Genomic DNA, 25072 nt, shown 5'->3' with positions numbered 1-25072 from the left:
GCGCCCTGCGTCACCTGGTACGCAGGGCGCTCCAGTCGAAGCGCCAGCCGGGGCGGAGCGTGACCGGACGCAGGGAACCGACATGAAGAATGAAAAACTGTTCAAGTCGCTGTTTCTGATCAACTTCGCAACCAGCCTCGGGTTCGGCATCGCGGACGCATTCTTTTCCACCTACCTTTTCTCCCTCGGGGGGCGCGGTCTTCTGCTGGGGCTGCCGCTGCTGCTTTTCTCCCTCTCGAAGATCATTTTCAGCCCGGTCATGGGGGCCTGCGTCGACCGCATCGGCGCCCGCCGTGCCGCCACGCTCAGCCTCACGCTCTACCTTCTCGTTTCCCTTGGCTATCTCTTTTGCTCTCAGCTCGCGCTCATCGCGCTGTTGCGCCTGCTTCAGGGGCTGGCGTGCGCCATGTTCAGGCCTGTCATGCTCTGTCTGGTTGCGGTCGTTGGCGGCCCGAAAGGTGAGGGGCGCGCGGCCGGGACCTTCGACATCTCCTTCTACCTCGCCGTGGGGGTGGGGCCTCTTCTGGGTGGGGTGCTGCACGATCTCTGGGGCTTTTACGGCATCTTCGCCTGCCTCGCCACGTTGTGCCTGTTCGCGCTGGCGCTCGCCCTGCGGCAGATACCGACACACGGTCATTCGGCAATCCCCACGGGCCGGCGGGAGTCCGGCCTGGCGCTGCCTGCCGCACTGGAGGCGGCGCGCCACGGCACCATGGGGGGACTCCTGGCCTTCATCTTCGGCAGGGGATGCGGGATCTCCCTCCTGGCCGGCTTTCTCCCCATCCTCCTGGACGCGCGGCTGGGGCTCAGCGGCACCCAGACCGGGATGGTGCTTGCTTCCAGCACCCTCGTGATCACGTCCCTGCTGCGACCGGTGGGGTGGCTTTCCGACCGGTTGCCGCGCAAGTCCCTGGTGCTCCTGGGAGGGGTTTCGGTATCGCTGCTCTACTTCCTGGTTCCGGTGGCCCAGGGGTTCCACCAGGTGCTCATGCTCGGGGGAGGGATCGGGCTGTGCAGCGTGCTGTCCCAGCCTGCCAGCACCGCGCTTTTGCTGGAGCAGGGGGAGCGTCACGGAACGGGAGTTGCGGTGGGGATCTTCAACACGTCGCTGAACCTCGGGTTCGTGGTGGGTCCTCTCTTTGGGGGGTGGCTGCAACACCGCTTCGGGCTTGCCGCCGTCTTTCAAGGCGCGGGGTGGATCGGCCTGGCGGCGGCGGTGCTTTTCGCGGCGGGGAGCGCCAGGGGGGAGCGGGTGCGCTCGGGGGATCGGTCGGCCGCCGGCACTGCGGGAGCGGCTTGAGGTGCCGCAAGTGACTGCCGCCACCTCGCACAGCCCCCGCACTTTCCCGCCTGTACGTCATTCCTTGATGTTCTTGTCGATCCCGGCGCGGCCGTCGTCGCACTCCTCCTCGGGTTCGCCGGGGCGGCTGTAGCGCGGGTCGCTGGTCGCGCTGACGCAGACCGGGGTCGGTTCCTCGGCGGCTCCCGCGGCCGCGGGGACGTGTTCGTGATCCCTTCCCCCCTCTTTGGGAACGTCCCCCTTGCTCGGCTGCCAGTCAGCCATGTCCCGGAACATCCGGAAGCGCTCCATGGCCTCCTTTTCCATCTGCTTGCGCAGCATTTGGGCCACCTCCGGGTTCTGCTTTTCCAGGGCCTGGAAGCGCACCTCGCCGGAGAGGAATTCGGAAAGCGACCCGTCGGGCTTCTTGGATTCCAGGATGAACGGGTTCTTCCCTTCCAGCTTCAAAAGCGGGTTGTAGCGGTACAGCGGCCAGTAGCCGCATTTCACCGCGAGCTGGCTCTCCTCGATCGATTTCCCCATCCCCTTTCTGAGTCCCTGGTTGATGCAGGTGGAGTACGCGATGATGAGCGACGGCCCGGGGTACGCCTCGGCCTCCGTGATCGCCCTCAGGGTCTGATTCTTGTCGGCGCCGATGGCGATCGAGGCGACGTAGACGTAGCCGTAGGTCATGGCCATGCGCCCGAGGTCCTTCTTGGATGTCCTCTTGCCGGCAGCGGCGAAACGGGCGATGGCGCCCAGCTGGGTCGCCTTGGAACACTGGCCGCCGGTATTGGAGTAGAGCTCGGTGTCCATCACCAGGAGGTTCACGTCCTCGCCGGTGGAGATGACGTGGTCCAGGCCGCCGAAGCCGATGTCGTAGGCCCAGCCGTCGCCGCCGTAGATCCAGATGGACTTCTTGGTGAAGAGGTCCGCCGATGCGGCGATTCCCTGCAGCAGCTCGTTGTCCCCGGCTTTCGGGAGGAGCTCCTTCAGCCGGTCGCCGTGGCGCCGTGAGAGTTCCGGGTCCATCATCCCCGCGAGCCAGGCGGCGAGCTCTTCCCTCAGCTCCCCCTCGGGCAGGTGGTGCACGGCGCGGCGCACCTGGTCGGCCAGGAGGCTCCTGCGCTGCGACACGGCCATGTGGTAGCCGAACCCGAATTCGGCGGCGTCTTCGAAGAGCGAGTTGTTCCACGCCGGGCCGTGCCCTTCGGCGTTGGCGCAGTAGGGGGAGACCGGGGCCGAGGCGCCCCAGATGGAGCTGCAGCCGGTGGCGTTGGCGATCATCATCCGTTCCCCGAAGAGCTGGGTGATGATCCGGGCGTACGGGGTCTCGCCGCAGCCGGAGCAGGCGCCGGAGAACTCCAGAAGCGGCTGCTGGAACTGGCTCCCGATCACCGTGGTCCGCTTCACCAGGTGCCCTTTCGGGGAGAGGGTCTCGGCGAACTTGCGGTTCTCCTCCTGCACCGCGGCTTGGGTGTCGATCGGCTTCATGACCAGCGCGGGAACCTTGGCGGGGCAGATGTCGGCGCAGTTGCCGCACCCCATGCAGTCGAGCGGGTAGACCTGGATCCGGAAGCCCATCCCCTTCAGTTCCCTCGCGTTGACCGGGATGGTCTGGTAGGTGCCCGGTGCGCCGGCCAGTTCGCCGTCGGTGGCCACAAAGGGGCGGATGGTGGCGTGCGGGCAGATGTAGGCGCACTGGTTGCACTGGATGCAGTTTTCCTTGATCCACTCGGGGACGTTGATGGCGACGCCGCGTTTCTCATAGCGCGCGGTGGAGAAGGGGAAGACCCCGTCGGGCGTGAAGGAGGAAACAGGGAGGTCGTCCCCCTTCTGGCGCAGGATCGGGAACACCATGTCGCGCATGTAGCCGGGCATCTGCTGGTTGAGGCGGAAGTCGGTGCCGTGCCGGTCGTCGGCCTCGCGCCAGGAGTCGGGATAGGGTATCTCGACCAGGCTCTCCACGGCGAGGTCGACCGCCGAAAGGTTCATGTCGACCACCTGGTCCCCCTTGCGGCCGTACTCCTTGCGGATCGAGTCCTTCAGAAGTTCAACCGCGCGCTCGAAGGGGAGCACCCCGGACAGCTTGAAGAAGGCGGTCTGCATGATCATGTTGATGCGCCCGCCGAGCCCGGCGGACTGGGCGATGCTGATGGCGTCCACGTTGTAGAGGCGGACCTTCTTCCGTGCGATGGCCCGGCGCATGGTGGCCGGGAGGTTGGCCTCCATCGCCTCCACGCTGTTCCACGGGGAGTTCAATAGGAAGGTCCCACCCTCCTTGATCCCCTCCAGCAGGTCGTAGATCTGCACGTAGGGGGCCTTCTGGCAGGAGATGAAATCGGCCGCGTCCACGAGGTAGGTGGACTGGATCGGGCTCTCCCCGAAGCGCAGGTGCGAGACGGTGATCCCCCCCGACTTCTTGGAATCGTAGGAGAAGTAGGCCTGGACGTAGAGGTCGGTGTTGTCGCCGATGATCTTGATCGCCGCCTTGTTGGCCCCGACGGTGCCGTCGGCCCCCATCCCCCAGAAGCGGCACTGGATGGTCCCCTCCGGGGTGGTCGAGAGGGTCCCCTCCGCGGGGAGCGAGCTGTCGCTCACGTCGTCGGTGATGCCGACGGTGAAGTGGCGCCTGCCGGGGCGGCCGTTCATGTTTTCGAAGATGCTCTTCACGTGCACCGGCCGGAATTCCTTCGATCCAAGCCCGTAGCGCCCGGCGTAGAGTTCCGGGATCTCGCCGCCCCGCTCGAGAAAGGCGGTGCAGACGTCCTGGTAGAGCGGCTCGCCCAGGGAACCCGGCTCCTTGGTGCGGTCGAGCACCGTGATCTTCCGGGCCGAAGGGGGGATGGCGGAGAAAAGGGCGTCCGAGGCGAACGGGCGGAATAGCCGCACCTTGACCAGCCCCACCTTCTCCCCTTTTCCGTTAAGGTACTGCACCACCTCCTCCGCGGTCTCGCAGGAGGAACCCATGGTGACGATGACCCGGTCCGCCTCGGCGTGACCGACGTAGTCGAAGAGCCGGTACTGCCGCCCGGTGAGCTGCCCCACCTGCTCCATGGTGGCCGTCACGATCTGCGGCAGCGCCTGGTAGAAGGGGTTGGCGCGCTCACGGCCCTGGAAATAGATGTCGGGATTCTGGGCGGTGCCCCGCAGTTCCGGGTGCTCCGGGTTCATGGCCTTCCTGCGGAACGCGGCCAGCTTCTCGTAATTGACCAGTCGGGCCATCTCCTCGTAACCGATCACCTCGATCTTCTGCACCTCGTGCGAGGTCCGGAAGCCGTCGAAGAAGTGCAGGAAGGGGAGGCTCCCTTCCAGGGCGGCGAGGTGCGCCACCAGGGCGAGGTCCATCACCTCCTGGACCGAGCAGGAGCAGAGCATGGCGAAGCCGGTTGGGCGCGCGGCCATGACGTCCTGATGGTCGCCGAAGATGGAGAGGGCGTGGGTGGCGATGGCGCGGGCCGAGACGTGGAACACCCCCGGGAGCTGCTCGCCCGCGATCTTGTACATGTTGGGGAGCATCAGCAGCAGCCCCTGCGAGGCGGTGAAGGTGGTGGTGAGGGCACCCGCCGCCAGCGAGCCGTGCACGGCGCCCGCCGCACCCGCCTCGGACTGCAGTTCCTTGATGTTCAGGGTCTGGCCGAAGATGTTCTTGCGTCCCTCCGCCGCCCACTCGTCCGCCACTTCCCCCATGGTCGAGGAAGGGGTGATCGGATAGATGGCCGCCGTCTCGCTCAGGGCGTAGGCGACATGCGCCGCTGCCGTATTGCCGTCCATCGTTTTCCTGGTTCCGCTCATGTGAACAGTCCCCCTTGTCCAGAGATGGCTGCACCCGCCCGGTGCCCCTTCCCGCAATAATGGGGACGCAGGGTGGGTGGAGATAATGAAGTTTAATATGCTACCACTAATTTGTTTCAAGGAAAGGAAGGCGCGTCCGGGAGAGGGACGCCGGAGGGGCGGGGAGCGGGCGGGATGTCAGCGCGACACCAGTTCCGGGGGGGGAGCGAGCGAGAACCTGTGGAAGATCTCCTCGATGAGGTCGGAAAGGGTCGGGTCGAGGTTGCGGTTCTTCTCCAGGACCAGGCGCCGCGGCCTGGAGGGGGCGAACCCCCTGACCTGGTGGCTGACCAGCGAACCGTCGGCCAGGTGAGCGGCGACCACGCTGCGGGAGATGAAAGTGATCCCCTCGCCGGCCTGGACCGCCTTGATGATGAACGGGATGTCGTCGAAGTAGACGGTGTTGCGGAACTCGGCGGCGTCGCGGCCGATGACGTGCATGCTTTTTTCCAGGAAGCGCCGGGCGCAGCAGCCGGACTTCTTGCAGTACAGGCGCTGGCCGAGCATGGTTTCCACGTCGACCACTTTGGCGTCGATGCCGAAGGCGGGCCTGCTCACGAAGACCATCTCGTCGTCGGGGAGCGCATAGACGGCGAAATCCTCGAGGTTCAGATCCTCGCAGAATTCGATCAGAACCAGGTCGTACAGCTTTTCCCTCACCCCCTTCAGGGCTCCTTCGGGCATGTCGAAGACGAAGCTCAGTTCGCTGGTCTGGGAGTTGCGCGACATGAAGCGCGTGAAGATGTCCGGCAGGAAGGAGATGCCGAAGGGGGCGGTGCAGCAGAAGGAGATCTTGCGTTTACGCGCCAGAAGCTGCAGTTCGTACAGGAATTCCTGCTCCATCTTCAGTACCTGGCGCGCCTTCTCGACCAGCAGTTGTCCCGCGGCCGTCGGTTTCATCGCGAGGCCGGAGCGGTCCAGAAGGAGCTGTCCGTAATGGTCCTCGAGGATCTTGATCCTGCGGGAGACGGCGGACTGTGTCACACAGAGGATCTCGGCCGCCTTGGAAAAGCTGCCGCACTCGACCGAGACAACGAGTGTTTTCAGATTGGTGAAATCCATGTATTTCGCCCCAGTGATGCCGGCTATGCCAAACACGCATAGGCTGTGTGAGAATATGTCGTTTGTGCATATTGCAAAAAACTTATATAGATTGCAACAGCCGATTTGAGGAAGAAGTCAGACCGAGTCAAACAAAAGTGTTAAATATCATTAATTACTATGCCTTTTGCGCATGATGCTATGAATAATTTTCACTTGAGTAGTTTACCCCATTACGCGAAATGGCAACAATGAGCTGTTCAGTCAGATTGCCTTCAGCGCCATATATAGAATTCCTTTCAAATAACACAGTTGCGGCAATACGTGCTATGGACGACTCATCGTCGTGTCAGATTTCAGTTCTCTTGCTTAAGTTATTTAGCCGCCTCACCCAGTAAGTGAACATTCTTGACATAAAACGAAATTATTTTAACTTATGGACGCGGTATCTTTGACTGTATTAATCAAGCAGAAAGGAGGAGGGGACGTTCAAGGTAGTTGAAGCCATATTTTAGCCAATCCAAAGGAGGTTGTATGTCGGAAAAGATGATGAAGAAGAGCAGGGTATTGCTGTTCTCGCTGCTCGGCCTTTTGGCCGTAGCGGTACTCAGCATCTGGGGGTGCGGTGATACCAGCTATGACAGCCCTGCCAAGGGTGTTACCACGACCAAAACTGCAACCGCACTGATCGAGCCAGCGGAACTGAGCCAGTGGATCACCGAGGGCAAGGTGAACAAGGCCGGTGGCTACGACCGGGTGGTGATACTCCAGGTCGACGGGACCGTCACCAACTACGATCTCGGGCACATCGCAGGTTCCCAGAGCGTCGGTCTCAACACCGAACTGGCCCAGACCCGCGTGGAAGGGCCTATGTACACCGGTTCCATGGTTCCTGACGGGACCACGATGGATACCCTGATCCAGCGCGCCGGCATAGACGCAAACACGACCATCGTCTTCACCACCTCCGAGGCTGAGAGCGGGTCGCCCTGGAACCTCACCAGGGGCTACACCGTGTTCCGCTACTGGGGCTTCCCCAAGGAGAGGCTCAAGGTCCTCAACGGCGGCAACAAGGCCTGGAAGGCGGCGGGGATGCCGCTGGTCTTCGACAAGCCGACCGTCGCCAGGTCGAGCTACGCGGTTACCCCCAACGGCGTGAACCGGGTAAGGGCGGACCTGAGGGCTTCCCTCGCCGACATGATCGCCGCGGTCAACGCGGGAACCGCAACCAACGATTTCATCGACGGCAGGAGCACCGACGTCCCGGCCGGCCCCACCTCGGACCTGATCGACACCTCGACCCCGACCAAGTACGTGGTCTTTGAAGGAGCCGTGCACGGTGGCCGCAACAAGGCGCACACCCTCCTGCACACCGCCGGCAAATTCAAGTCCGTCGCCGAGGTGCAGACGGCGCTGGCCATCCCGGCGGGACGCACCTCTATCTACACCATCTGCCGCGCCGGCAACATCGCCAGCGTCCTCTTCTTCGCCATCGACGGCTACGCCTACTACAACGAGACCACCGCCGGAGCCCTGAAGGCGGTATGGTACGACGGTTCCTGGGGACAGTGGGGGCTCATGGCCAGCTCGGACAAGGTCGGCACCACCCTGGCCAACGCAGGGGGCAAGCTCGCCGTGGGTTCCATCTGGGATACCACCGGGCTGACCGATTCGCGCACCTACAACATCGATGCGGGACGCGCCATCGTCACCTACAGCACCAGGCTGCTGAGCCCGGAGCCCACCTACGCGACCGGCAACCAGATCGAGGATACCGACGCCGCCTACCATAGCCCGGTCAGCACCAGCAGCGGCAGCGGCACCACCGGCGGCGGAGGCGGCTGCTAACGGGCGCCGGGTGCAGCTTACCGATCATCAATCGACCACATAGGGAGTAGACGACCATGATCAATATCAACAAGACCGTCTGTGCCGCCCTTCTGGGGCTGGCGCTGGCCAGCGGAACCGCATATGCAGGACCCAAGATGACCTTCGGCCCCAACGACGAGGGGGCGCTGCAGCTGGACTACAAGGGCCAGTTCCAGATGACCTTCCGCGACATCGGCTCGGGAGACAACGATGAGGACACCACGGCCAACTTCAACTTCCGCCGCAACCGCCTCGCCTTGATGGGCAAGTACGGCGACATGATGTCGCTCTACGTGCAGACCGAGTACACCGACGACCAGAACCTGACCCCACTCGACGTGGCCAGGGAGAACCAGGGCTCCAACTTCCAGCTCCTGGACGCGGTGGTGCGCTTCAAGATCGACAACGCCTTCCGCATCAACGTCGGCAAGTTCAAGTACAACCTCTCCCGCGAGAACCTGGAGGCGTGCGAGGCGCCGCTCACCCTGGACCGTTCGCTCTTCATCCGCGCGCCCTACGTGACCACCCGCGACACGGGGGTCGCCATCTGGGGGAACCTGTTCAACGACATGTTCCAGTACCGCGTGGACGCCATGGAGGGACGCAAGGCTGTCTCAGGCGAAACCGCGCCTGCCTCCAACTTCCGCTACTCGGCACGCGCCCACGTGACGCTGCTCGACCCGGAAAACGACTACGGCTACAAGGGCACCTACCTGGGCAAGAAGAAGGTTGCCACCTTCGGGGCGGCCTACCAGTTCGAGCCGGACGTCGCCTATGCCGACACCGTCGCGAGGACCGGGAAGAAGGACTACAAGGCATGGACCTTCGACGGTTTCGTTGAATACCCCGTGGAAGGGCTCGGGACATTCACCGCGTCCGGGGCCTACGAGAAGGTCGATCTGGACGACGCCTACCTGGGAGACAACCCCGACGCCAACGCGGCCGGGATCAACGGGGAGAAGAACGGCTACTACGTCAAGGCGGGCTACCTGCTCCCCAACATCCCGCTGCAGCTCTTCGTCCGGCACGAGAACTGGAAGTTCGCCAACCTCAACGGCATCTACGACCAGCGCGTTTTCTGGACCGGCGGCGGCATGAACTACTACCTGCGTGACCAGAACCTGAAGCTCACCTTCGAGGCCAACTCGACCGGTTTCCGCAACGGCAGCGGGACCCAGGCCGACAGGACCGAGGACTTCATGACCTACGTGACCCAGCTCCAGGTGATCTTCTAGCGGGCAAACAACAAAGGAGGATGAACATGTTGCGTAAAGCGATGCGAATGGCGGCCGCGGCCGTAATGACGATATCCCTTGCGACGGCGGCCTTCGCGGCAGGCCCGGCCAAGGGGAAGGTGACCAAGGTGGAAGGGGAGCAGGTAACGGTGACGCTGGAAGCCCCCGCTCCGGCCTTCGTGAAAAAGGGTGCCATGGTCAACTCTCTGGGGGGGAGCCCGAAGGTGCTCGCCGTGCAGGGGAACGAGGTGACGCTGAAGTTCGGCAAGGCCAAGGCGGAGAAGATAAAGGTCGATTCCCCGATCTCCCTCTCGGAGTGCGAGGGGGACGAACTGCAGGGCTGCTGACAGGGAGGGGCGCCCGCCCCGGCGGGCGCCCCTCCTGATGCGCTAACCGGAAACGACAGAGGGAACCATGAAGAGAATGAATGTGCAGGCAAGCCTCGCGGCCGCTCTTCTTTTTGCGCTGGCGGCCCCAGCTTTTGCAGGGAAGGCCGGCATCGGCTGGCAGGAAACGATAGTGGCCAAATCGGGGAAGGCGAAGACCATCGCCGAGCTGGCCAAGATGTACGACTCGAGCTCCTGCGTGGAGTGCCACCAGGAGCAGCATGACCAGGCCCAGAAATCGATTCACTCGCGCTCCCTTTTCGGGACGGCGCGCACGGCGATGACCATCATGACCACCATCGAGAACGGCCTCATGGAGGAGCCCTATTCCGGGGTGAAGAGCCCGAAGGACGTCAAGGTCGAGCACCTCATGGGGTGCGCCAAGTGCCACCTGCCGCAACTGGCGGACGCCGAGGACTCGGTGGCCCAGGAGCTGGTGGCGACGCTGTACGGCTGGAAAGAGGCCAGGGCCAAAAAGGACAAGGAGGGGGCCAAGAAGCTGGAGGAGAAGCTGAAGAGTGTCTCCATCAACTGCCTGGTCTGCCACAACAGGAACGCCATCACGCACAAGTGGCAGGACGGCTATCCCAAGGCGGGGGTGGTGTACGGTTCCAAGGAGGGGGATCATCCCTCCGACAAGTTCCCCAAGATGGCCAAGAGCCCGATCATGGACCAGGCGATCCAGTGCGGCCAGTGCCACGGTCTGGGGCCGAACCTGGAACTGGACGAGCCGACCCAGTGCTGTACCTCCTACGGCAGCTACCTCTGGGCCTACAAGGCCGAGGTGGGGCAGGAGAACTGCCAGGAATGCCACATGAAGAACTCCAAGCTCGGCCACAACATCCAGTCCTACCGCGAGCCCGCCATGACCGACAAGGCGGTGGAGTTCAAGGCCGAGGCGTTCGGCTACCACTGGCGCGACGGAGCCCAGATCAAGCCCAAGGCGGTGGTCAAGGTCGAGATGGTGAACCGGGCGGGGCACTCCATTCCGGACGGCTGACCGACCCCCAACCGACTGGTTCTGTCGGTAACGGCCAAGACCAAGGATGGCAAGGAAGTGTTCAACCAGGAGAAGATCTACATGCCGGTGCCCCAGCAGTTGGCCAGAGGGGACCGGATGGGGCGCGGCCCCTACGAGAAGAGCGGCCTGATCGAGGACACCGGGCTTCCGCCGGGCAAGCTGGTGAAGGAGCGCTTCGACATCATGTATCCCCTGGAGGAGGTCGAGGTCGACGGCAAGACGGTGAACAAGCCTGCCGTCTACGACCTGGACATCGAGGTGAAGCTCACCTATCTCCCCTTCGGCACCCCCAACAGCGATCCCTTCGTCTGGAAGGAGTTCACCAAGACGGTGAGCATCAGCAAGAGCGGGAAATAGGGGCTCAGAATCAACAGGTCCTGGTTTGCAATGTGCCGGCATCGGGAGCGATGCCGGCTTTTTTTTGTCGGACGTTCATGAAAGGTTTTGGATAACGGCTCCGATTTGACTATAATGCGCGGGACTTCAGGAGAAGAAACAGCGGGCGACATGAAATCGACTGGGAGCGCGAAAAATCGAGCGCCAAGCGCAGGGGGAAGGCGCCGCCGGAAAGCTTTGCTCCTTTCCCTGCTGCCCCTCCTCGCCTTTGCCGGCTGCGGCGGCAACTCCCCGGCCGCGTCGGGGTGCCTCTCCTGCCATGCCGGCATCGAGCACGTCTCGGCCACGCACCGCGACTGCGTTGCCTGCCACGGCGGCGACGGCAAGGCCCGGGTGAAGGAGGCGGCGCACCGCGGCATGTACGGGCGCAACAACCCGTCCGCGCCCGAACATTGGGACAAAAGCTGCGGCTCGTGCCACCTGTACCAGCTGGACCGGGTGAAATCGAACCTGATGTACACCACGACCGGGATGATCCGGAACATCCGGCTCACCTGGGAGGGGCCGGAGGAGGGGGACTACGCCAGCCGCGCCGGGGAGGCCTACGATCCGGCCGGCAGGGCGCTGCAGCTGAAGCCCGTGGCTGAACTCGACCACCTCTCCGGCGAGCTGTACCGCAAGTTCTGCTCCCAGTGCCACGTGGCCCGGGAGAGCGGGGAGGTGTACGGTGCGAGCCACGCCTCGGGGTGCGCCGCCTGCCACTTCCCCTACAACGACCGGGCCACCTACCGGGGCGACGACGCCACCGTGCGGGGGAGGCGACCTTACGCGGCGACCCACGCCATGGAGCGGCTCCCCGGCAACGAGGTCTGCTCCCGGTGCCACAACCGCAGCGGACGCATCGCCTACTCCTACCAGGGGCTGAACGACGGCAACAACGGGCTGGTGCCGACCCGCTTCGGGCTGCCGGGACCGGTGCTCGCCAGCGGCAACAGGAACCTCACCCGCATCGCCCCCGACGTCCACTTCGCGGCGGGCATGGACTGCATCGACTGCCACACCTCGCGCGACCTCATGGGGGACGGCTACGCCTACCGCAACATGTACCTGCAGACCGAGATCGGCTGCGAGGACTGCCACGGAGGCGCCAGGCCGCCGCGCTACCGCGAGATCTCGGGCGAGAGCGACGAGGCGCTGCGGGAGTCCCAGGGGTACCGGATGCAGATGCGTCCCGGGATGAAGATGATCCTCACCGCCAAGGGGCGCCCCTACTCCAACGTCTTTTACCGGGACGGCGCGGTCTGGGTGCTGGGGAAACGGAGCGGGAGGCTCTTCAAAAGCCGGGTCATCACCGGGACCCCGGAGCATACCGTGGCGGGGCACGGCCGGATGGAGTGCTACTCCTGCCACAGCCGCACCGTGGTCCAGTGCTACGGCTGCCACACAAGCTACGACAAGACCCGGTCCGCCATGGACTACGTGAAGGGGGTGCCGACCCCCGGGCGCTTCAGCGAAAAGGAAGATTACCGCACCCTCTACCCTTTCCCGCTCGCCCTGAACCAGCGCGGCAGGATCTCCACGGTCACCCCTGGCTGCCAGACCTTCGTGAGCGTGGTGGAGCCGGACGGGAGCGTGTCCAAAAACGAGTACGTGGCACGCTTCAAGGGAAAGCAGCAGCTCCGCTTCGCCCCCTTCTATTCGCATAACACCGGGAAGAAGGCGATCGGCTGCGGCGAGTGCCACGGCAACCCCGCCTTCCTCGGTTTCGGGCAGCACGTGGTTTCCGGCCGGAACATCGAGGGAACCATGATCTGCGAGCAGTCGGCGGACAAGCCGCTGGACGGCTTTCTGACCCTGCAGGAGGGGAGAGTGCGGGCGTATTCGGCCATCACCCGGGAGCACTCCCGCCCGCTGAACGGAACGGAGGTGCGGCGCGCCCTGGCGGTGAACCTCTGCCTGGTCTGTCACGACAAGGCCGCCGACCCCATCTATCGAAAGGAGCTGGACCATCGTGCGCTCAATGATGCGCTGCATCGTCGCCTTATCCCTGCTCCTTAGCGCGACCGTCACTTTCGGCAAGGAGAACTGCACGGTCTGCCACAAGAAGGTGGTCAAGGGGGTGCACCGGGGCCTTCCCTGCCTCTCCTGCCACCTGGACGAGACCAGGACCCTGGCCAATCCCGCCTCCCGCGAGAGCCGCGCCGCCGGTTGCGTCGGCTGCCACAAGGGGTACGCCGCGCTCTTCGACCAGCCCATGGGGAGCCGCCGCGGCGAGCTCGATTTCGTCGCGGCGAGCTACGGCCGGGTCGACCCAGGGTTCTTCGGCAAGAACTGCAGCGCCTGCCACCTCAAAGGGTGCACCGACTGCCACGCCGGAAAGGGGCACGACATCGCCAGGCCGCGCGACCGCGACTGCTTTGCCTGCCACAAGGGGTACTTCGTCGGGACCGATTACTACGGCATGGCCCCGCGCGAGGACAGCATGCGCTACCAGCGCGGCGAGGTCGCCTACGGCGAGGCCTACCTCAAGATGACCCCGGACCTTCACGCGGAGGCGGGGCTCGCCTGCGGCGACTGCCACTCCATGAAAAGCCTCGCCGCCGGTGGGAAGGCGGCCAAGGTCTGTACCGACTGTCACGAGCCGGACCGGAGGGTGCCGGAGCACCGCATAGCGGCCCACCTGGAAAAAATGGAGTGCTATGCCTGCCACTCGGCGTGGGCGGCCCAGGAGTACGGCACCTTTTTTCTGCGCTTCACCAACAGCCCTTCGCAGGAGCTCTACGCGCTGCGGCGGGACCAAGGCGCCGAGGAGTACCTGAAGAGTGCCTACCTGAGGCGGCAGGATGCCCCTCCGCTTGGGTTGAACGGGCGGGGGAGGGTGAGCCCCGTCAGACCCGAGTTCATCGCCTACTTCACCGACGTCAGGAACGACCGGGCGGTGTGGGACGAGAACCGGCTCCTGGCGGCCCGGTGGAAGGCCTTCTTCCCCCACACGGTGCGCCGGGGTACCGTGATGTGCGAGGGGTGCCACGACAACCCGCGCCGCTTCCTGCTCGAGCGCAAGGAGGACCGCATCTACCAGCTGCAGGCCGAGGGGATGACGCTTCCCTCCTTTTGGGATGCTTCGGGGCAGCAGGTGACAAACGGCGCGTTCTACCCGGCGCGGCGTTACCGGGACATGGGCGGCAGGACGGGTGATTACCGGAGGGCGTACCTGGAAAAATGGCAGAACTTGGTCAATCACGTCGAAACTTCCTCGGCACCCTGATCGCGCTGGCCGCGGGAGGATGGTTCCTCGGGAAGTTCCTGGCGCCGCAGCAAAGGCGAAAAAAGACGCTCCTCACGGTGGCGAAACGGGACCTCCCGCACGACGGGGCCCTGGTGTACCGGGAGGCGCGCATCGCGCTGCTGAACCGGGGAGGGCGGGTCTACGCCCTGAACCTGGTCTGCACCCATCTTGGCTGCACGGTCAACGTCACCCCGGCGGGGCTGGTCTGCCCCTGCCACGGATCCGAGTTCGACCGTGAGGGGAGGGTGGTGAAGGGGCCCGCCGACCGCGCCCTGGAGCGCTACCAGGTGAACGCCGTGGGGGACACCTACCAGGTTACGGCGTAATGCGCTCTCCCTCGCCTTTGACCGGAGTACGCCTCCCGGATGGGGGAGACTTGGCGGGGATCTTGACGGAGAAAACGCTGCACCGTTCCAGCTGGAGCTACACGTGATCAAGGATTTCCTGAGACATCTCTTCCCGCGCGCGGTGCTGCAAAGGGACCTGACCCTTTCCTATACCCTCTGCCTGGGCGGGCTCGCCTTCACCTGCCTGATGCTGCTGGCCGCCTCGGGGGCGTTGCTCCTTTTCCACTACCAGCCAACCCCGGCCGCCGCCTACCCCTCCATCCTCCTCTTGGAGTCGTCGGTCTGGGGAGGGCGCTACCTGAGAAGCCTGCACCGGCTCGCCAGCCACCTGTTCCTGGTGCTTATCGTGCTGCACACCCTGCGGGTGATCCTGACCGGCGCCTACCAAAAGCCCAGGCAGCTCAACTGGCTGGTCGGCTGCGCCCTCCTGCTGCTGGCGGTTTTCGAGGGGTACACCGGCTACCTCCTGCCGATGGACCAGCTCGCCCTCTGGGCCACCCAGACCGGGATGGAGCTTTTGCACATCATGCCGCTTGGTGGGGCGCTGCGCGCGGTGCTGGTGCCGGACGGGGTGGGTGAGCCGGCCTCGCTGCTCAGGTTCTACGTGCTGCACATCCTCATGGTCCCGGGAGCGCTCCTCTTTCTGAGCGGGCTTCACTTCTACCGGATCAGGAAGAACAAGGGGGTGCTCCCCTACCTATGAAAAGAGGGTACCTAAAGAGTTCGCCGCACTTCTTCCGGCTCATCAAGATCGCGCTGGCCGTCACGGTCGTGGCAGTCATGCTCCTGGCGGCGCTGGTCCCGGCCCCCCTGCAGGACCAGGCCAACCTCGCCCGGGTGCCCAACCCGGTCAAGTCCGCCTGGTTCCTCCTCTGGATCCAGGAGCTGGTCAGCTACTCGAAATACCTCATCTACCTGGTGCTGGCGCTGGCGGCCTGTTTCCTCGCTCTGCCCTGGCTCTCCAGGTCGGCGCCGCCGCAGCACGCCTGCTGGTTCCCCCGCGAGAGCCGGGGCATCACCCGCGCGGCGCTCCTCTCCTGCGTGCTCGTGCTTTCGCTGACTCTCCTGGCGATGTTCTGCAGAGGTGCCAATTGGCAGTTCGTCTCCCCCTTCTGATCCTGCTGGCCCTCCTGTCGGCACCGGTGGCTGCACGGGGGGGAATGCCCTCCTGCCTCAAGTGCCACCCCGCGCACTACCGCGCCCTGGGAAGCTGCGTGGCCTGCCACCGCGGCGACCCCCGCTCGGACCGGGTGCGCATCGCCCACCACGACCTGGTGCAGGGACGCTTCGCCTGGTTTGCCCTCCCCGGCTCGGGGCCCACGGAACGGGGGCGCAGGCTCCTGGAAGGCTTCGCCTGCCGGCGCTGCCACACCTCGGCAGGGAAGGGGAACCGTCTTGCTGCCGACCTCGACCTGCTCCCGGCTGGGACCACGGCGCAGGGTATCTTCGAGGCGATCGGAAACCCGGCGCTGTTGATGCCTCAGTTTCACTTCGACGACCGGCAGAAAACGGAGCTGGTGAATGCGGTGCTGGCGGGTGCGCGGGAAGCCGGGCGCAAGGCGGGAAAAGCGGAGGGGGAGCCGCCCCAGGTGGTGCATTTCCAGGACGGGGACGCAAGCCGGGAAAACGTCTTCGAGAAGCGCTGCGGCGCCTGCCACCGGGCGCTCACCCGCGCCCGGGGAGGAGTGGGGCGCGGCAGCATCGGCCCCAACCTCTCGGGGCTTTTGTCGGAGTTCTACCCCAAGACCGCGGCAGGCCGCACCGCCTGGAGCGCGACGGCGCTGGAAAAGTGGCTGGATAACCCGAGGAAAAGCCGGGAGCAGACCCAGATGCGGCCGGTGATCATGAAACCGGGCGAGTTTGACAGGCTGGTGCCCCTTTTGGCCGACCCCCCGGCCCCGTAAGCGGGGCCAGGTCCCCCTGTCCGCCGGGCTGCCCGAAATAAAGAAGCCCCGCCGGATACCGGGTCCGGCGGGGCTCTCCCTTCCCCCATCTCAAGGAGGTGAGAGTCGGGGGGGGGGATCTTTAGCCGTGCACGATCTCCTCGAGGCTGCTGGCTATGGTGGTCGAGGTGGCGGCCTGCTCCTCGGAGGCCGTGGCGATCTGCGCGATGACGTGCTCGATCTGCTCGATGGAGTTGACGATGTTGGCGAGCGAGCTGTCGACCTGGTGAGAGAGCGCCTCGCTCACCTCGGCCTCGCTCTTGCCCCGCTCGATTGACTCCACAGCCAGGGAGGTCTCCTTCTGGATCTCCTCGACCATGAGCCGGATCTCCTTGGTGGAGGCCACGGTGCGGTCGGCGAGCCGGCGCACCTCGTCGGCCACCACGGCGAAGCCGCGCCCCTGCTCGCCCGCCCGGGCGGCCTCGATGGCCGCGTTCAGCGCCAGCAGGTTGGTCTGGTCGGCGATGTCGTTGATGACGGCGACGAACTCGCCGATCTTGGCCGACTTCTCCCCCAATTTGCCGACGATCCCCGCCGAATCCCGCACGATGTCGGCCACCTTGCGCATCTCGCTCACGGCCTGGCTCACCACGCTCTGCCCCTCGCGGGCGTTGCCGGCCACCTCGGCGGCGGAGTCGGCTGCGTTCACCGTGTTGCGCGCCACCTCGTTCACCGTCATGCTCATCTCTTCCATGGCGGTGGCGATCTGGGTCACCCGCGTCTCCAGGTACTCCTTGCGCTCGACGGCCTCCCGCTGGTGCTGCTCCACCGCCTTCTCGGCGGTGATGTCGTTCCAGCAGGCCATGTAGCAGAGCACCTTGGAAGGGTCCCTGCTGTCCCAGATCGGATAGGTCGAGGTGCGCAGGGTCACTTCACCGATCGGGATCTCGGCGGAATGCGGCATCCTCCCCCGCGGCTCCCCGAAGATGGCGCGGATCCGCGCCGGGTCCTTGTGGAACTGGTGGATGCTGTTCCCGTCGGCGTTGGCGACGTCGGCACCGCGCAGCCCGGCGTTCAACTGGCTCCGGTACTGCTGCATCAGGCTGCGGGCCTGACGGTTCATGTAGATGATCCTGTTCTCGTTGCTGGTGTCGCAGAGCATGACGATGTTGTCCACGTTGTCGAGCATCTGCGCCAGTTTGGCGATTTCCACGGCCTGCTCGTCGATCTTGCCCTGATTGGAGGCGCCGAAAAGTTTCATCACAGCTCCCTTCGCGCCTCGAAAGGCGCCGGTTCGGTGGTGCTCCCCCGGCATGGCACTGCGCGCGGAGATGCACAAGTCAGTTTTCTTCATCGGCAGGAACCGCAGCAACTTTAATGGGAAGGATTGTTGTCGAGGGAGCTAACGTGGGAGTTTTGCTCGCGGCCGCTGCGCAACCTCCCTTCCCCGCCCCCCATGCCAAACCCTATCCGTACCTCGGCGCGGCACACACACCAGCAACCGGACCAAGGGGCAGGGCTGCCGGACGCGGCGGCCGCCGACGGGAGGCGGGGATGCACGAAGCCGGCAGGGGCCCCTTTCGAGCCGGAACTGTCATAGGGATTGTGACTTCAGTCACAGGGAGACGATAAAGCTGTCAAAAAAGGGTTATCTCTGACACAAGCAGGAACATTGCAGTGGACTAATTCCCGAAGGAGGTGTAAGTTTTATTCCTAATTGAAGCACTTCCTTCCTTTCCTCCCATATAAAGCCGTATTTACTGGATCTGCTTGTCGTTGATGTAGGGCAACTTGCTGTCTGGAGAAATACATGGTCACCTCGTGCTACTCCGGAAACGCTGCCGACGACCTCGACAGTCCCCCCGCGCTCCTGCTTGAGTCCGCCCTGATCGGCATGGACCGTCTTGCCATGCAGCAGATCTATGCCGATTCCGGCCTCTCCCCCCTCTGTTTCTGTGAACAGGTGATCGCACCGGCACTCTCCGTCATCGGCGAGAAGTGGGATCGCGGCGACCTCTCCCTCTCCCATGTCTACATGAGCGGGCGCCTCTGCGAGGAATTCATGGAGCAGGTGCTCGGGGGGCGCTCACCGTTCGCCGGGGAGCACAGGCGCGTGGCGCTGGCGGTGCTCGAGGATTACCATCTGCTGGGCAAGCGCCTGGTGGGGTTCGTGCTCAAGGGGGCGGGGATCTCCTACCTCGATTACGGCACGGTGGGCGCTCAGGAACTGGTCCGCCGCGTGCAGCGGGACGAGGTGGGGGTGCTGCTGATCTCGGCCCTGATGCTCCCGTCCGCCCTGAAGGTACGCGAGGTGCGCGACGCCCTGGACCGGCTCGGGGTGGAGTGCCGGATCGTGGTGGGAGGCGCCCCTTTCCGCCTCGACCCCGCCCTGTATCAGGAAGTGGGCGCGGACCTTGGGTGCGACACCGCCTCGCAGGTGCTGCTCGCCCTGGCGCAGCTGCCGGAGGGTAAGTCATGACCAGCATGGAGCGGGTCCTCACCACGGCGTCGCACCGGGAACCGGACCGGGTCCCGCTTTTCTTGCTCCTTTCCCTGCACGGCGCGCGCGAGCTGGGGCTCACCATCGAGAACTACTTCTCCAGGGCGGAGCACGTGGTGCAGGGGCAGCTGCGCATGCTGGAGCGCTACGGCCACGACTGCATCTACTCCTTCTTCCACGCCTCGCTGGAGGCGGAGGCCTGGGGGGGGAGCACCATCTTCAAGGAGGACGGCCCTCCCAACGCAGGCCCCCCCCCGGTTAAGGCCGAGGCGATCGCCTCGCTCGTCCCGCCGCGGGTCGCGGAGCAGCCGGGTCTCAGGCGGGTGCTGGAAGCGCAGCGTGCCCTGAGGCGGGAGGTCGGGGACTCGGTCCCCATCGTGGGGGTGGTCATGTCTCCCTTCTCGCTCCCGGTGATGCAGCTGGGCTTCGACCACTACCTCGACCTCATCTTCGATCGCCCCGACCTCATGCAAAGGCTCATGGAGCTAAACGGAGCCTTCTGCGCCGAGTGGGCCAACGCCCAGCTTGCCGCCGGGGCACACGCCATCTGCTACTTCGATCCGCTCGCCTCCCCGAAGATGATCGACCCCGTCCTCTACCGCCGTTATGGAGCGCCCACCGCGCAAAAAACGATAGCCGCGATCGCCGGGCCTACCGCCACCCACCTCGCCTCCGGTCCCTGCCTCCCGGTGGTGGACGACCTTGTCGCCACCGGCACGGCCATGGTCGGGGTGGGGGAGGAGGATCTCGTTGCGGTCAAGGAGGCCTGCCGCGGCCGGCTCACCGTCATCGGCAACCTCAACGGCATTCGGATGCGTTCCTGGGACGAGGCCGCCACCCTGGCTGCCGTCAAGGAGGCCATCGATGCGGCGGCCTCCGGCGGCGGTTTCATCCTATCAGACCAGCACGGCGAGATCCCCTGGCAGGTACCTGAAGCGACCCTGGAACTGATCGGCGAGGCGGTGCGCGCATACGGCCGCTACCCGCTGACCGGCGGGAGGGGGTGATCATGGCCACCCCGCGCATCTACTGCTGCGAGGCCCTCGGGCCCGAGGTCAGGGGCGCCCTTTCCGGCGGCTCCCTGGCGGGGGCGGAGTGCACCACCTTCACCGGCTGCTGCGGCCGCCCCCCGGTTTCCTGGGACGATCTGCGCCGGCTGTGCGGCGGCTCCCCCGCCATCGTGGTCGGCGGCGAATGCCTGGGGCACCTGGGCGCCCCCCCTGACGACCTGCTCCGGACCCGTCTCGTGAAAAAACGCCACTGCGCGGCGCTTGTCTGCGGCGACTATGCCTTCGACAGGCTGACCGGCGGGGGGGGGTACCTGGTGACTCCGGGGTGGCTCGCCGGCTGGCGCTCCTTCGTGGAGGGGTGGGGGTTCGACCAGAGTACCGGAGCCGACTTCTTCGCCGAAAGCTGCGCCAGGATCACCCTGGTCGACACCGGGAGTTGCCCGGAGAGCGCGGGTTTGCTCCAGGAGTTCGGCGCTTTCGTGCAGCGGCCGGTGGAGTCCGTCCCGGTCGGTTTGGAGCTTCTGAGCCTGCAGCTGGAAAGGGCGCACGGCGAACTGGAGCGGCAGGTAGCGGCAGATGCCGCGCCTGCGCCGGCCTCCGATTACGCGCTTTTGCTCGATCTGCTCTCCCGGGTGTCCAGCTGCAGCGGCGAGCAGCGCGTGATCGAGGAACTCCTCTCCGTCTTCGGGATGCTGTTCGGGGCCAGGGAGACGGCCTTCATCCCGGGCAACGGGGGGCCGCTCTACCGCCACGGCGAGGCGGTCACGCAAGACCGGACACTGCGCAAGCTCGCCACCGAGGTGCAGGGGAGTTTCGAGGTGGCGGCCGATGCCGCAGGCTTCCTGGTGCGCCTGAGCCACAACGGCCTGGTGGGTTGGCTCTGGAGCGGCCACTTCGCCCTGCCCCAGCACCTGCAGAGGTACCTGAACCTCGCCGCCAGCGCCGCCAACGTCTGCGCCATGGCCATCGTTTCCGCCCGCACCGTCTCACACAGCATCAAGGAGAGCGAGGACAAGTACCGGCTGCTCTTTGAGAACATGGGCAACGGCTTCGCCCTGTTGAAGATGCTCCTGGGGCCGATGGGGACCCCGGCCGACTTCCGCTTCGTGGAGGTCAATCCCGCCTTCGAGGCCTTCACCGGCAGGAACGAGGAGGACCTGGTCGGGCGGACCATGCTTGAGCTGCTCCCGAATTTCGAATCTTCCCAGCTGGAGAGCCTGGGGCTGTTGGCCCGCGAGGGGACGCCGCTGGCCCTGGAGCGGTACTTCTTCAACGGCAAGTGCTGTCAGGTCTGGCTGTTCCGTCCCAGGCCGGGCTACTGCGGCATGATCATCAACGACATCACCAAGCAGAAGCTTTTGGAGGACAAACTCAGACAGTCGATCAAGATGGAATCGGTGGGGCGCCTGGCGGGTGGGGTGGCACACGAGTTCAACAACATGCTGTCGGTCATCATCGGCTACGCCGAGATGCTGGAGATGGAGTACCAAGGCAACAGGCGGATCGCGGACACGCTCAAGGAGATCTGCAAGGCGGCGCAGCGCTCCCGGGACCTCACCGCGCAGCTCCTCTCCTTCTCGCGGCAGCAGCTCATCTCCCCGAAAATGATCGACGTGAACCAGGCGCTGGGGGAGCTGGCGCGCAAGGTTTCGCTCCTGGCCGGGCGGGAGACGCGGGTCTCCCTGAAGCTTTGCCGCGAGCCGTGGCCGGTGAAGATAGACCCGGCCCAACTGGAAGAGATCGTCTCGAACATCGTCAGCAACGCCGGCGCCGCCATGCCCGGCGGGGGGGACCTGGTCATCGGCACGGGCAACATCACGGTCGGTGAGGAGCTCTGCAGCACCAACATCGACGCGGCACCGGGGGAGTACCTGGAGATCACCATCTCCGATTCCGGGCACGGCATGGACGGCGAGACCTGCCGGCACATCTTTGAACCTTTCTTCACGACGCGCGAGGTGGGGCAGGGGAACGGCCTGGGGCTTGCCACCGTGTACGGCATGGTGACCCAGAACGGCGGCTTTGTGACCGTGGAGAGCGAGCGCGGCGTGGGGACCACCTTCAAGGTCTGCCTTCCCCGCCATCAGTACCGGGTGCAGGAGGCGAAGCCGGTTCCCGCCGGGGGGGGGACCGGGACGGTGCTGGTGGTCGAGGACGACGAAATCGTGGGGAGGATGACCGTGAAGATGCTGGAGCACATGGGGTACCGGGTGCTGCTGGCGGGAAATGCGATGCAGGCGCTGGAGCTGTGCCGGTCGGAGCACCGGATCGACCTGGTACTCTCGGACGTGATGCTGCCGGGGGCGAGCGGCAAGGACGCCGTGGAGACCATCCTCGCCCTGCGCCCGGACCTGAAGGTCATCTACATGTCCGGCTACGCCCCGGAAACCCTGCTGGACAAGGGGGTGGACCGCAGCCGGGTCAACTTCATCCAGAAACCCTTCGACATGGCGAGCCTCGACGAAAAGATCAAGGCCGCCCTTACCGGGAGCTTCGCTACGGCGTAGTCCCCCCGTCCCCCCCGCCGTCCTGGCGGGCCCGCCGGAAGCAGAGGGCGAGCACTCCCGCCAGCGCCAGGGTTGCCGCGAGCAGCAAACCGGAGACGGCCGGGTCGCTCAGCAGGGCCGGCCTCACCAGCAGCACCCCCGCGAGCCCAAGCATCATCAGCCCCGAAACCAGCTTCAGCACCCGCCCCTGCCATTCGCTCAGCTTCCTGCCACCCAGGGTAACCGTAAAGAGCAGCACGATCGCCGCCAGCGGCACCACGTATACCAGGCAGTAGAGGGCGAGGTAGGAATAATAGCCTGTTGCCGTGAGCCGGTGCAGCGTGAGCGCGCGGGTGAAGACCATGGGGAAGCCGGCGGTGCAGAGCAGCTCGTAGCTGTTGGCGGCGACGGCGAGGACGCCGGTTCCCGCCAGAAGCGACGGGAGCGACTCCGCCTTCAGAAGGAGTCTCATCCGGGCGAAGAGCCTGGGCTTTTTCCCCTCCGGGATGCTGAGGGTCACCCCCTGCCGGAACAGGAAGAAGTCCTTCACGTTGATGAGGCCGATGAGGAGTGCCAGGACACCCGCGGCCGTGGTGACGGCGGGGAGCGTCCCGGCCACCAGGAACAGGTTCAGCCAGGCCGCCAGGAACAGGAAGTACAATACCCCCGAGACGAAGACGAAGACCCCTCCGATGAGGAGCATGCGGCGCCGCGATCGGGCGTGGATCAGGAGGCTCAAGAGGAAGAAGAGCACGAAGAAGGCGCACGGGTTGAAGCTGTCCAGCGCGGCGATCACGAAGGTGAAGACGGGAAGTGATTGCCGAGGGTCGAGCTCTCCCACCACCGGGACGGTGACGCGCTCGGCGACCCGGGGAGGGAGGGGAGGGCGTGACGGGTGCTGCAGCGACTCCCTGACCGCGTTTTCCAGCTGTGCCGGGGTCTGTTCGGAGAATCCGCTGAAATAGTGCGGGCCGATGATGAAGACCGGGACGCCGGTCGCCTCCCGCCCCCTCTCCTTCGCCATCCGCATGAGAAGCGGGATGTTCTCGCGGTGCTTGAGCACCTCCCGCGTTTCCACCTTGAGCTCCGGATGCTTGCGCTGCAGCTCCTGCAGGAACGGCTTCGCCTGGGCGCAATGCGGGCACCCCTCCCCCCAGAAGTAGTAGAGGGTGGCGCCGGAGGAGGCTCCGGCCGGGCGGCAATCGCAGGGGATGCAGAAGAGGACGAGGAGCAGGAAGGAGCCTATGTGCCAGCTGAGGAGTGGGAAACGCCAGCTGAGGAGTGGGAAACGCCAGCTGAGGAGTGGGAAACGGTGCCAGGTCGGGGTGCTGGGGAGGGTCCGGTGCGGCGCCCCCCCGGTGCGGGAGCCGGAGCCTGGAGCGACACACCGTTTTGTCTTAACGTTCGCGGCCATGCGGGAAATGATACTACGGACGCGCCCTTTGGCCAGGAGGTGCGGCTCAGACCAGCCGGTGGGCCTTCAGTTCCTGCTTGAGCCAGGCGTAGACCACGGGGGCGGCGACGAGGCCGGCAACGCCGAAGATCGCTTCCATGACGAGCATCGCCGTGAGGAGCTCCCAGACGTTTGCCTTCACCTCGCTCCCGACGATCCTGGCGTTGGTGAAGTACTCCAGCTTGTGGATCAGCACCAGGAAGGCGAGCGAGGCGAGACCGACCATCGGGGAGACCCCGAGGCTGATCAGCACGATGGTGAAGTTGGAGATCAGGTTCCCCACCACCGGGAGGAGCCCGGCGATGAAGGTGAGCAGGATCAATAGCGTCACCATCGGGAGGTGGATCCCGCACAGGGGAAGGATCACCGCCAGGTAGAGCGCGGTCAGGGCGGTGTTCAAAAGCGATATCTTCACCTGGGCGAAGACCACCTTGTCGAAGGCGCTGGCGAGGTTCAGCAGCCGGTTGTGCAGGTGGGCGGCCAGCGGAGGGAACCCCTCCTCCTTGTTGAAGCGGTGCAGGACTGCCAGGCTCCCCACCACCATGCCCAGGACCAGGTGGGCAAAGGTCTTCACCCCGCTCATGCCGACGGACGAGATGTTCTTGCCGTGCTCGCGCAGCATGGTGACGATTTGCTCGCGCAACTCGTCCACCGTGTCCGGGAGGAGGGCGGTGAGGTCCTCGGGGAGGTTCCGCTTCAGGTTGTCCAGGGTCTCCGCGGCGGTCCCGAGGAGGTTGGACATGCCGTGATGCCCGCGCAGAAAGGACCAAAGCCCCAGGCAGATCCCGGAAACGAGCCCGATCACGAACAGGATGATCCCCGCCAACGCCAACTTCTGGGCCAGGCTCCCCCAGCGCACCGGGAGCTTCAGCGCCAGCTTCGCGGTCAGCGCGTACACCGCGAGGCCGGCGAAGACCGCCGGCAGCAGGTGGAAGTGCAGCACCGTGAAGACGGCGAGCACCGCCAGCGCGTAGCTTACCATCAGGGTAGTGGGGACCGTTCTGGTTTCCATGACCATCCTTTTACTATCAACTCATGCGTCCGTCCAGAAAAATGAATGATTACCGCCGTGGACTGAAAGGCGAGGGGGCGTAGCAGGGGCA

19 protein-coding genes are annotated in these 25072 nt (G+C 65.2%); 14 read left to right on the top strand and 5 right to left on the bottom strand.

All coding sequences use genetic code 11. The annotated features are described in order from the left end of the window. Positions 1-82 precede the first annotated feature (82 nt). Positions 83-1300, top strand: coding sequence for an MFS transporter (locus KP003_RS19425; protein WP_217300167.1), 1218 nt, complete (start codon positions 83-85; stop codon positions 1298-1300). Positions 1301-1357: 57 nt separating this feature from the next. On the opposite strand, the gene nifJ is transcribed toward KP003_RS19425, so the two are convergent. Together nifJ and KP003_RS19415 are read right to left on the bottom strand one after the other, a co-directional pair. After that, a complete protein-coding gene (gene nifJ / locus KP003_RS19420; protein ID WP_217300166.1) occupies positions 1358-5074 on the bottom strand; it encodes a pyruvate:ferredoxin (flavodoxin) oxidoreductase in 3717 nt (1238 codons plus the stop codon). 177 nt (positions 5075-5251) lie between these two features. Further along, positions 5252-6175 (bottom strand): LysR family transcriptional regulator, encoded by a 924-nt coding sequence (locus KP003_RS19415; protein WP_216500115.1) that lies wholly within the window; start codon positions 6173-6175, stop codon positions 5252-5254. Positions 6176-6688: 513 nt separating this feature from the next. On the opposite strand from KP003_RS19415, the gene extH reads away from it, so the two are divergent. The 10 genes from extH to extS all read left to right on the top strand — a co-directional run bounded on the left by extH (position 6689) and on the right by extS (position 16541). Then, complete coding sequence (gene extH / locus KP003_RS19410) at positions 6689-8002, top strand: selenite/tellurite reduction operon rhodanese-like protein ExtH (RefSeq protein WP_216500114.1); 1314 nt, start codon at positions 6689-6691, stop codon at positions 8000-8002. 56 nt (positions 8003-8058) lie between these two features. Further along, positions 8059-9258 carry a selenite/tellurite reduction operon porin ExtI gene (gene extI, locus KP003_RS19405; protein WP_216500113.1) on the top strand — a complete coding sequence of 400 codons (1200 nt, stop codon included), beginning with the start codon at positions 8059-8061 and terminating at the stop codon, positions 9256-9258. A 26-nt stretch (positions 9259-9284) separates the two neighbouring features. Beyond that, positions 9285-9605: a selenite/tellurite reduction operon protein ExtJ gene (extJ, locus tag KP003_RS19400; RefSeq protein ID WP_216500112.1), complete on the top strand. Its 321-nt coding sequence runs from the start codon at positions 9285-9287 to the stop codon at positions 9603-9605. Between the two features lie 67 nt (positions 9606-9672). Next, entirely contained in the window at positions 9673-11022 is a 1350-nt protein-coding gene (gene extKL, locus KP003_RS19395) for a multiheme c-type cytochrome (seleno)protein ExtKL (protein WP_350297506.1), read from the top strand. 150 nt (positions 11023-11172) lie between these two features. Beyond that, the gene (extM, locus tag KP003_RS19385; protein ID WP_216789743.1) at positions 11173-13059 is read left to right on the top strand and encodes a selenite/tellurite reduction operon c-type cytochrome ExtM; all 1887 of its coding nucleotides are present in this window, start codon (positions 11173-11175) and stop codon (positions 13057-13059) included. Continuing rightward, complete coding sequence (gene extO, locus KP003_RS19380) at positions 13013-14269, top strand: selenite/tellurite reduction operon b-type cytochrome iron-sulfur cluster-binding subunit ExtO (protein WP_216500109.1); 1257 nt, start codon at positions 13013-13015, stop codon at positions 14267-14269. Before extM ends, extO begins: the two co-directional genes overlap by 47 nt. After that, positions 14224-14616 (top strand): QcrA and Rieske domain-containing protein, encoded by a 393-nt coding sequence (locus tag KP003_RS19375; protein WP_216500108.1) that lies wholly within the window; start codon positions 14224-14226, stop codon positions 14614-14616. The genes extO and KP003_RS19375 overlap by 46 nt, the downstream gene beginning before the upstream one ends. A gap of 103 nt (positions 14617-14719) precedes the next feature. Then, on the top strand, positions 14720-15340 hold the full coding sequence (locus KP003_RS19370) for a cytochrome b N-terminal domain-containing protein (RefSeq protein ID WP_216789742.1): 621 nt from the start codon (positions 14720-14722) through the stop codon (positions 15338-15340). Continuing rightward, positions 15337-15753 (top strand): selenite/tellurite reduction operon b-type cytochrome membrane protein ExtQ, encoded by a 417-nt coding sequence (gene extQ, locus KP003_RS19365; RefSeq protein WP_216500106.1) that lies wholly within the window; start codon positions 15337-15339, stop codon positions 15751-15753. Before KP003_RS19370 ends, extQ begins: the two co-directional genes overlap by 4 nt. After that, entirely contained in the window at positions 15729-16541 is an 813-nt protein-coding gene (extS, locus tag KP003_RS19360; RefSeq protein ID WP_216500105.1) for a selenite/tellurite reduction operon c-type cytochrome lipoprotein ExtS, read from the top strand. Before extQ ends, extS begins: the two co-directional genes overlap by 25 nt. A 121-nt stretch (positions 16542-16662) precedes the next feature. Here the strand turns inward: extS and KP003_RS21715 are convergent, their stop codons facing one another. Next, the gene (locus KP003_RS21715; RefSeq protein ID WP_407931694.1) at positions 16663-17385 is read right to left on the bottom strand and encodes a methyl-accepting chemotaxis protein; all 723 of its coding nucleotides are present in this window, start codon (positions 17383-17385) and stop codon (positions 16663-16665) included. A 945-nt stretch (positions 17386-18330) separates the two neighbouring features. Between KP003_RS21715 and KP003_RS19350 the strand changes: the two genes are divergently transcribed. From KP003_RS19350 to KP003_RS19340, 3 genes are read left to right on the top strand one after another with little or no spacing between them, the layout of a single operon-like run. Further along, positions 18331-18999 carry a cobalamin B12-binding domain-containing protein gene (locus KP003_RS19350; RefSeq protein ID WP_216500103.1) on the top strand — a complete coding sequence of 223 codons (669 nt, stop codon included), beginning with the start codon at positions 18331-18333 and terminating at the stop codon, positions 18997-18999. Continuing rightward, positions 18996-20027, top strand: a complete 1032-nt coding sequence (locus KP003_RS19345) for a uroporphyrinogen decarboxylase family protein (RefSeq protein WP_216789734.1) — start codon at positions 18996-18998, stop codon at positions 20025-20027. The genes KP003_RS19350 and KP003_RS19345 overlap by 4 nt, the downstream gene beginning before the upstream one ends. A gap of 2 nt (positions 20028-20029) precedes the next feature. Continuing rightward, positions 20030-22537 carry an ATP-binding protein gene (locus KP003_RS19340; protein WP_217300165.1) on the top strand — a complete coding sequence of 836 codons (2508 nt, stop codon included), beginning with the start codon at positions 20030-20032 and terminating at the stop codon, positions 22535-22537. Here the strand turns inward: KP003_RS19340 and KP003_RS19335 are convergent. Both KP003_RS19335 and KP003_RS19330 read right to left on the bottom strand, forming a co-directional pair. Beyond that, positions 22527-23930: a glutaredoxin family protein gene (locus tag KP003_RS19335; RefSeq protein ID WP_217300164.1), complete on the bottom strand. Its 1404-nt coding sequence runs from the start codon at positions 23928-23930 to the stop codon at positions 22527-22529. The two genes, KP003_RS19340 and KP003_RS19335, sit on opposite strands and share 11 nt — an antisense overlap. A gap of 46 nt (positions 23931-23976) precedes the next feature. Continuing rightward, positions 23977-24981 carry an AI-2E family transporter gene (locus tag KP003_RS19330; protein ID WP_216500099.1) on the bottom strand — a complete coding sequence of 335 codons (1005 nt, stop codon included), beginning with the start codon at positions 24979-24981 and terminating at the stop codon, positions 23977-23979. Between the last annotated feature and the right edge of the window lie 91 nt (positions 24982-25072).

The organism is Geomonas diazotrophica, assembly GCF_019063885.1.
GTDB classification, from domain to species: domain Bacteria; phylum Desulfobacterota; class Desulfuromonadia; order Geobacterales; family Geobacteraceae; genus Geomonas; species Geomonas diazotrophica.
The sequence above is the reverse complement of the archived record's forward strand: the minus strand, read 5'-3'. Positions and strand labels throughout refer to the sequence as shown.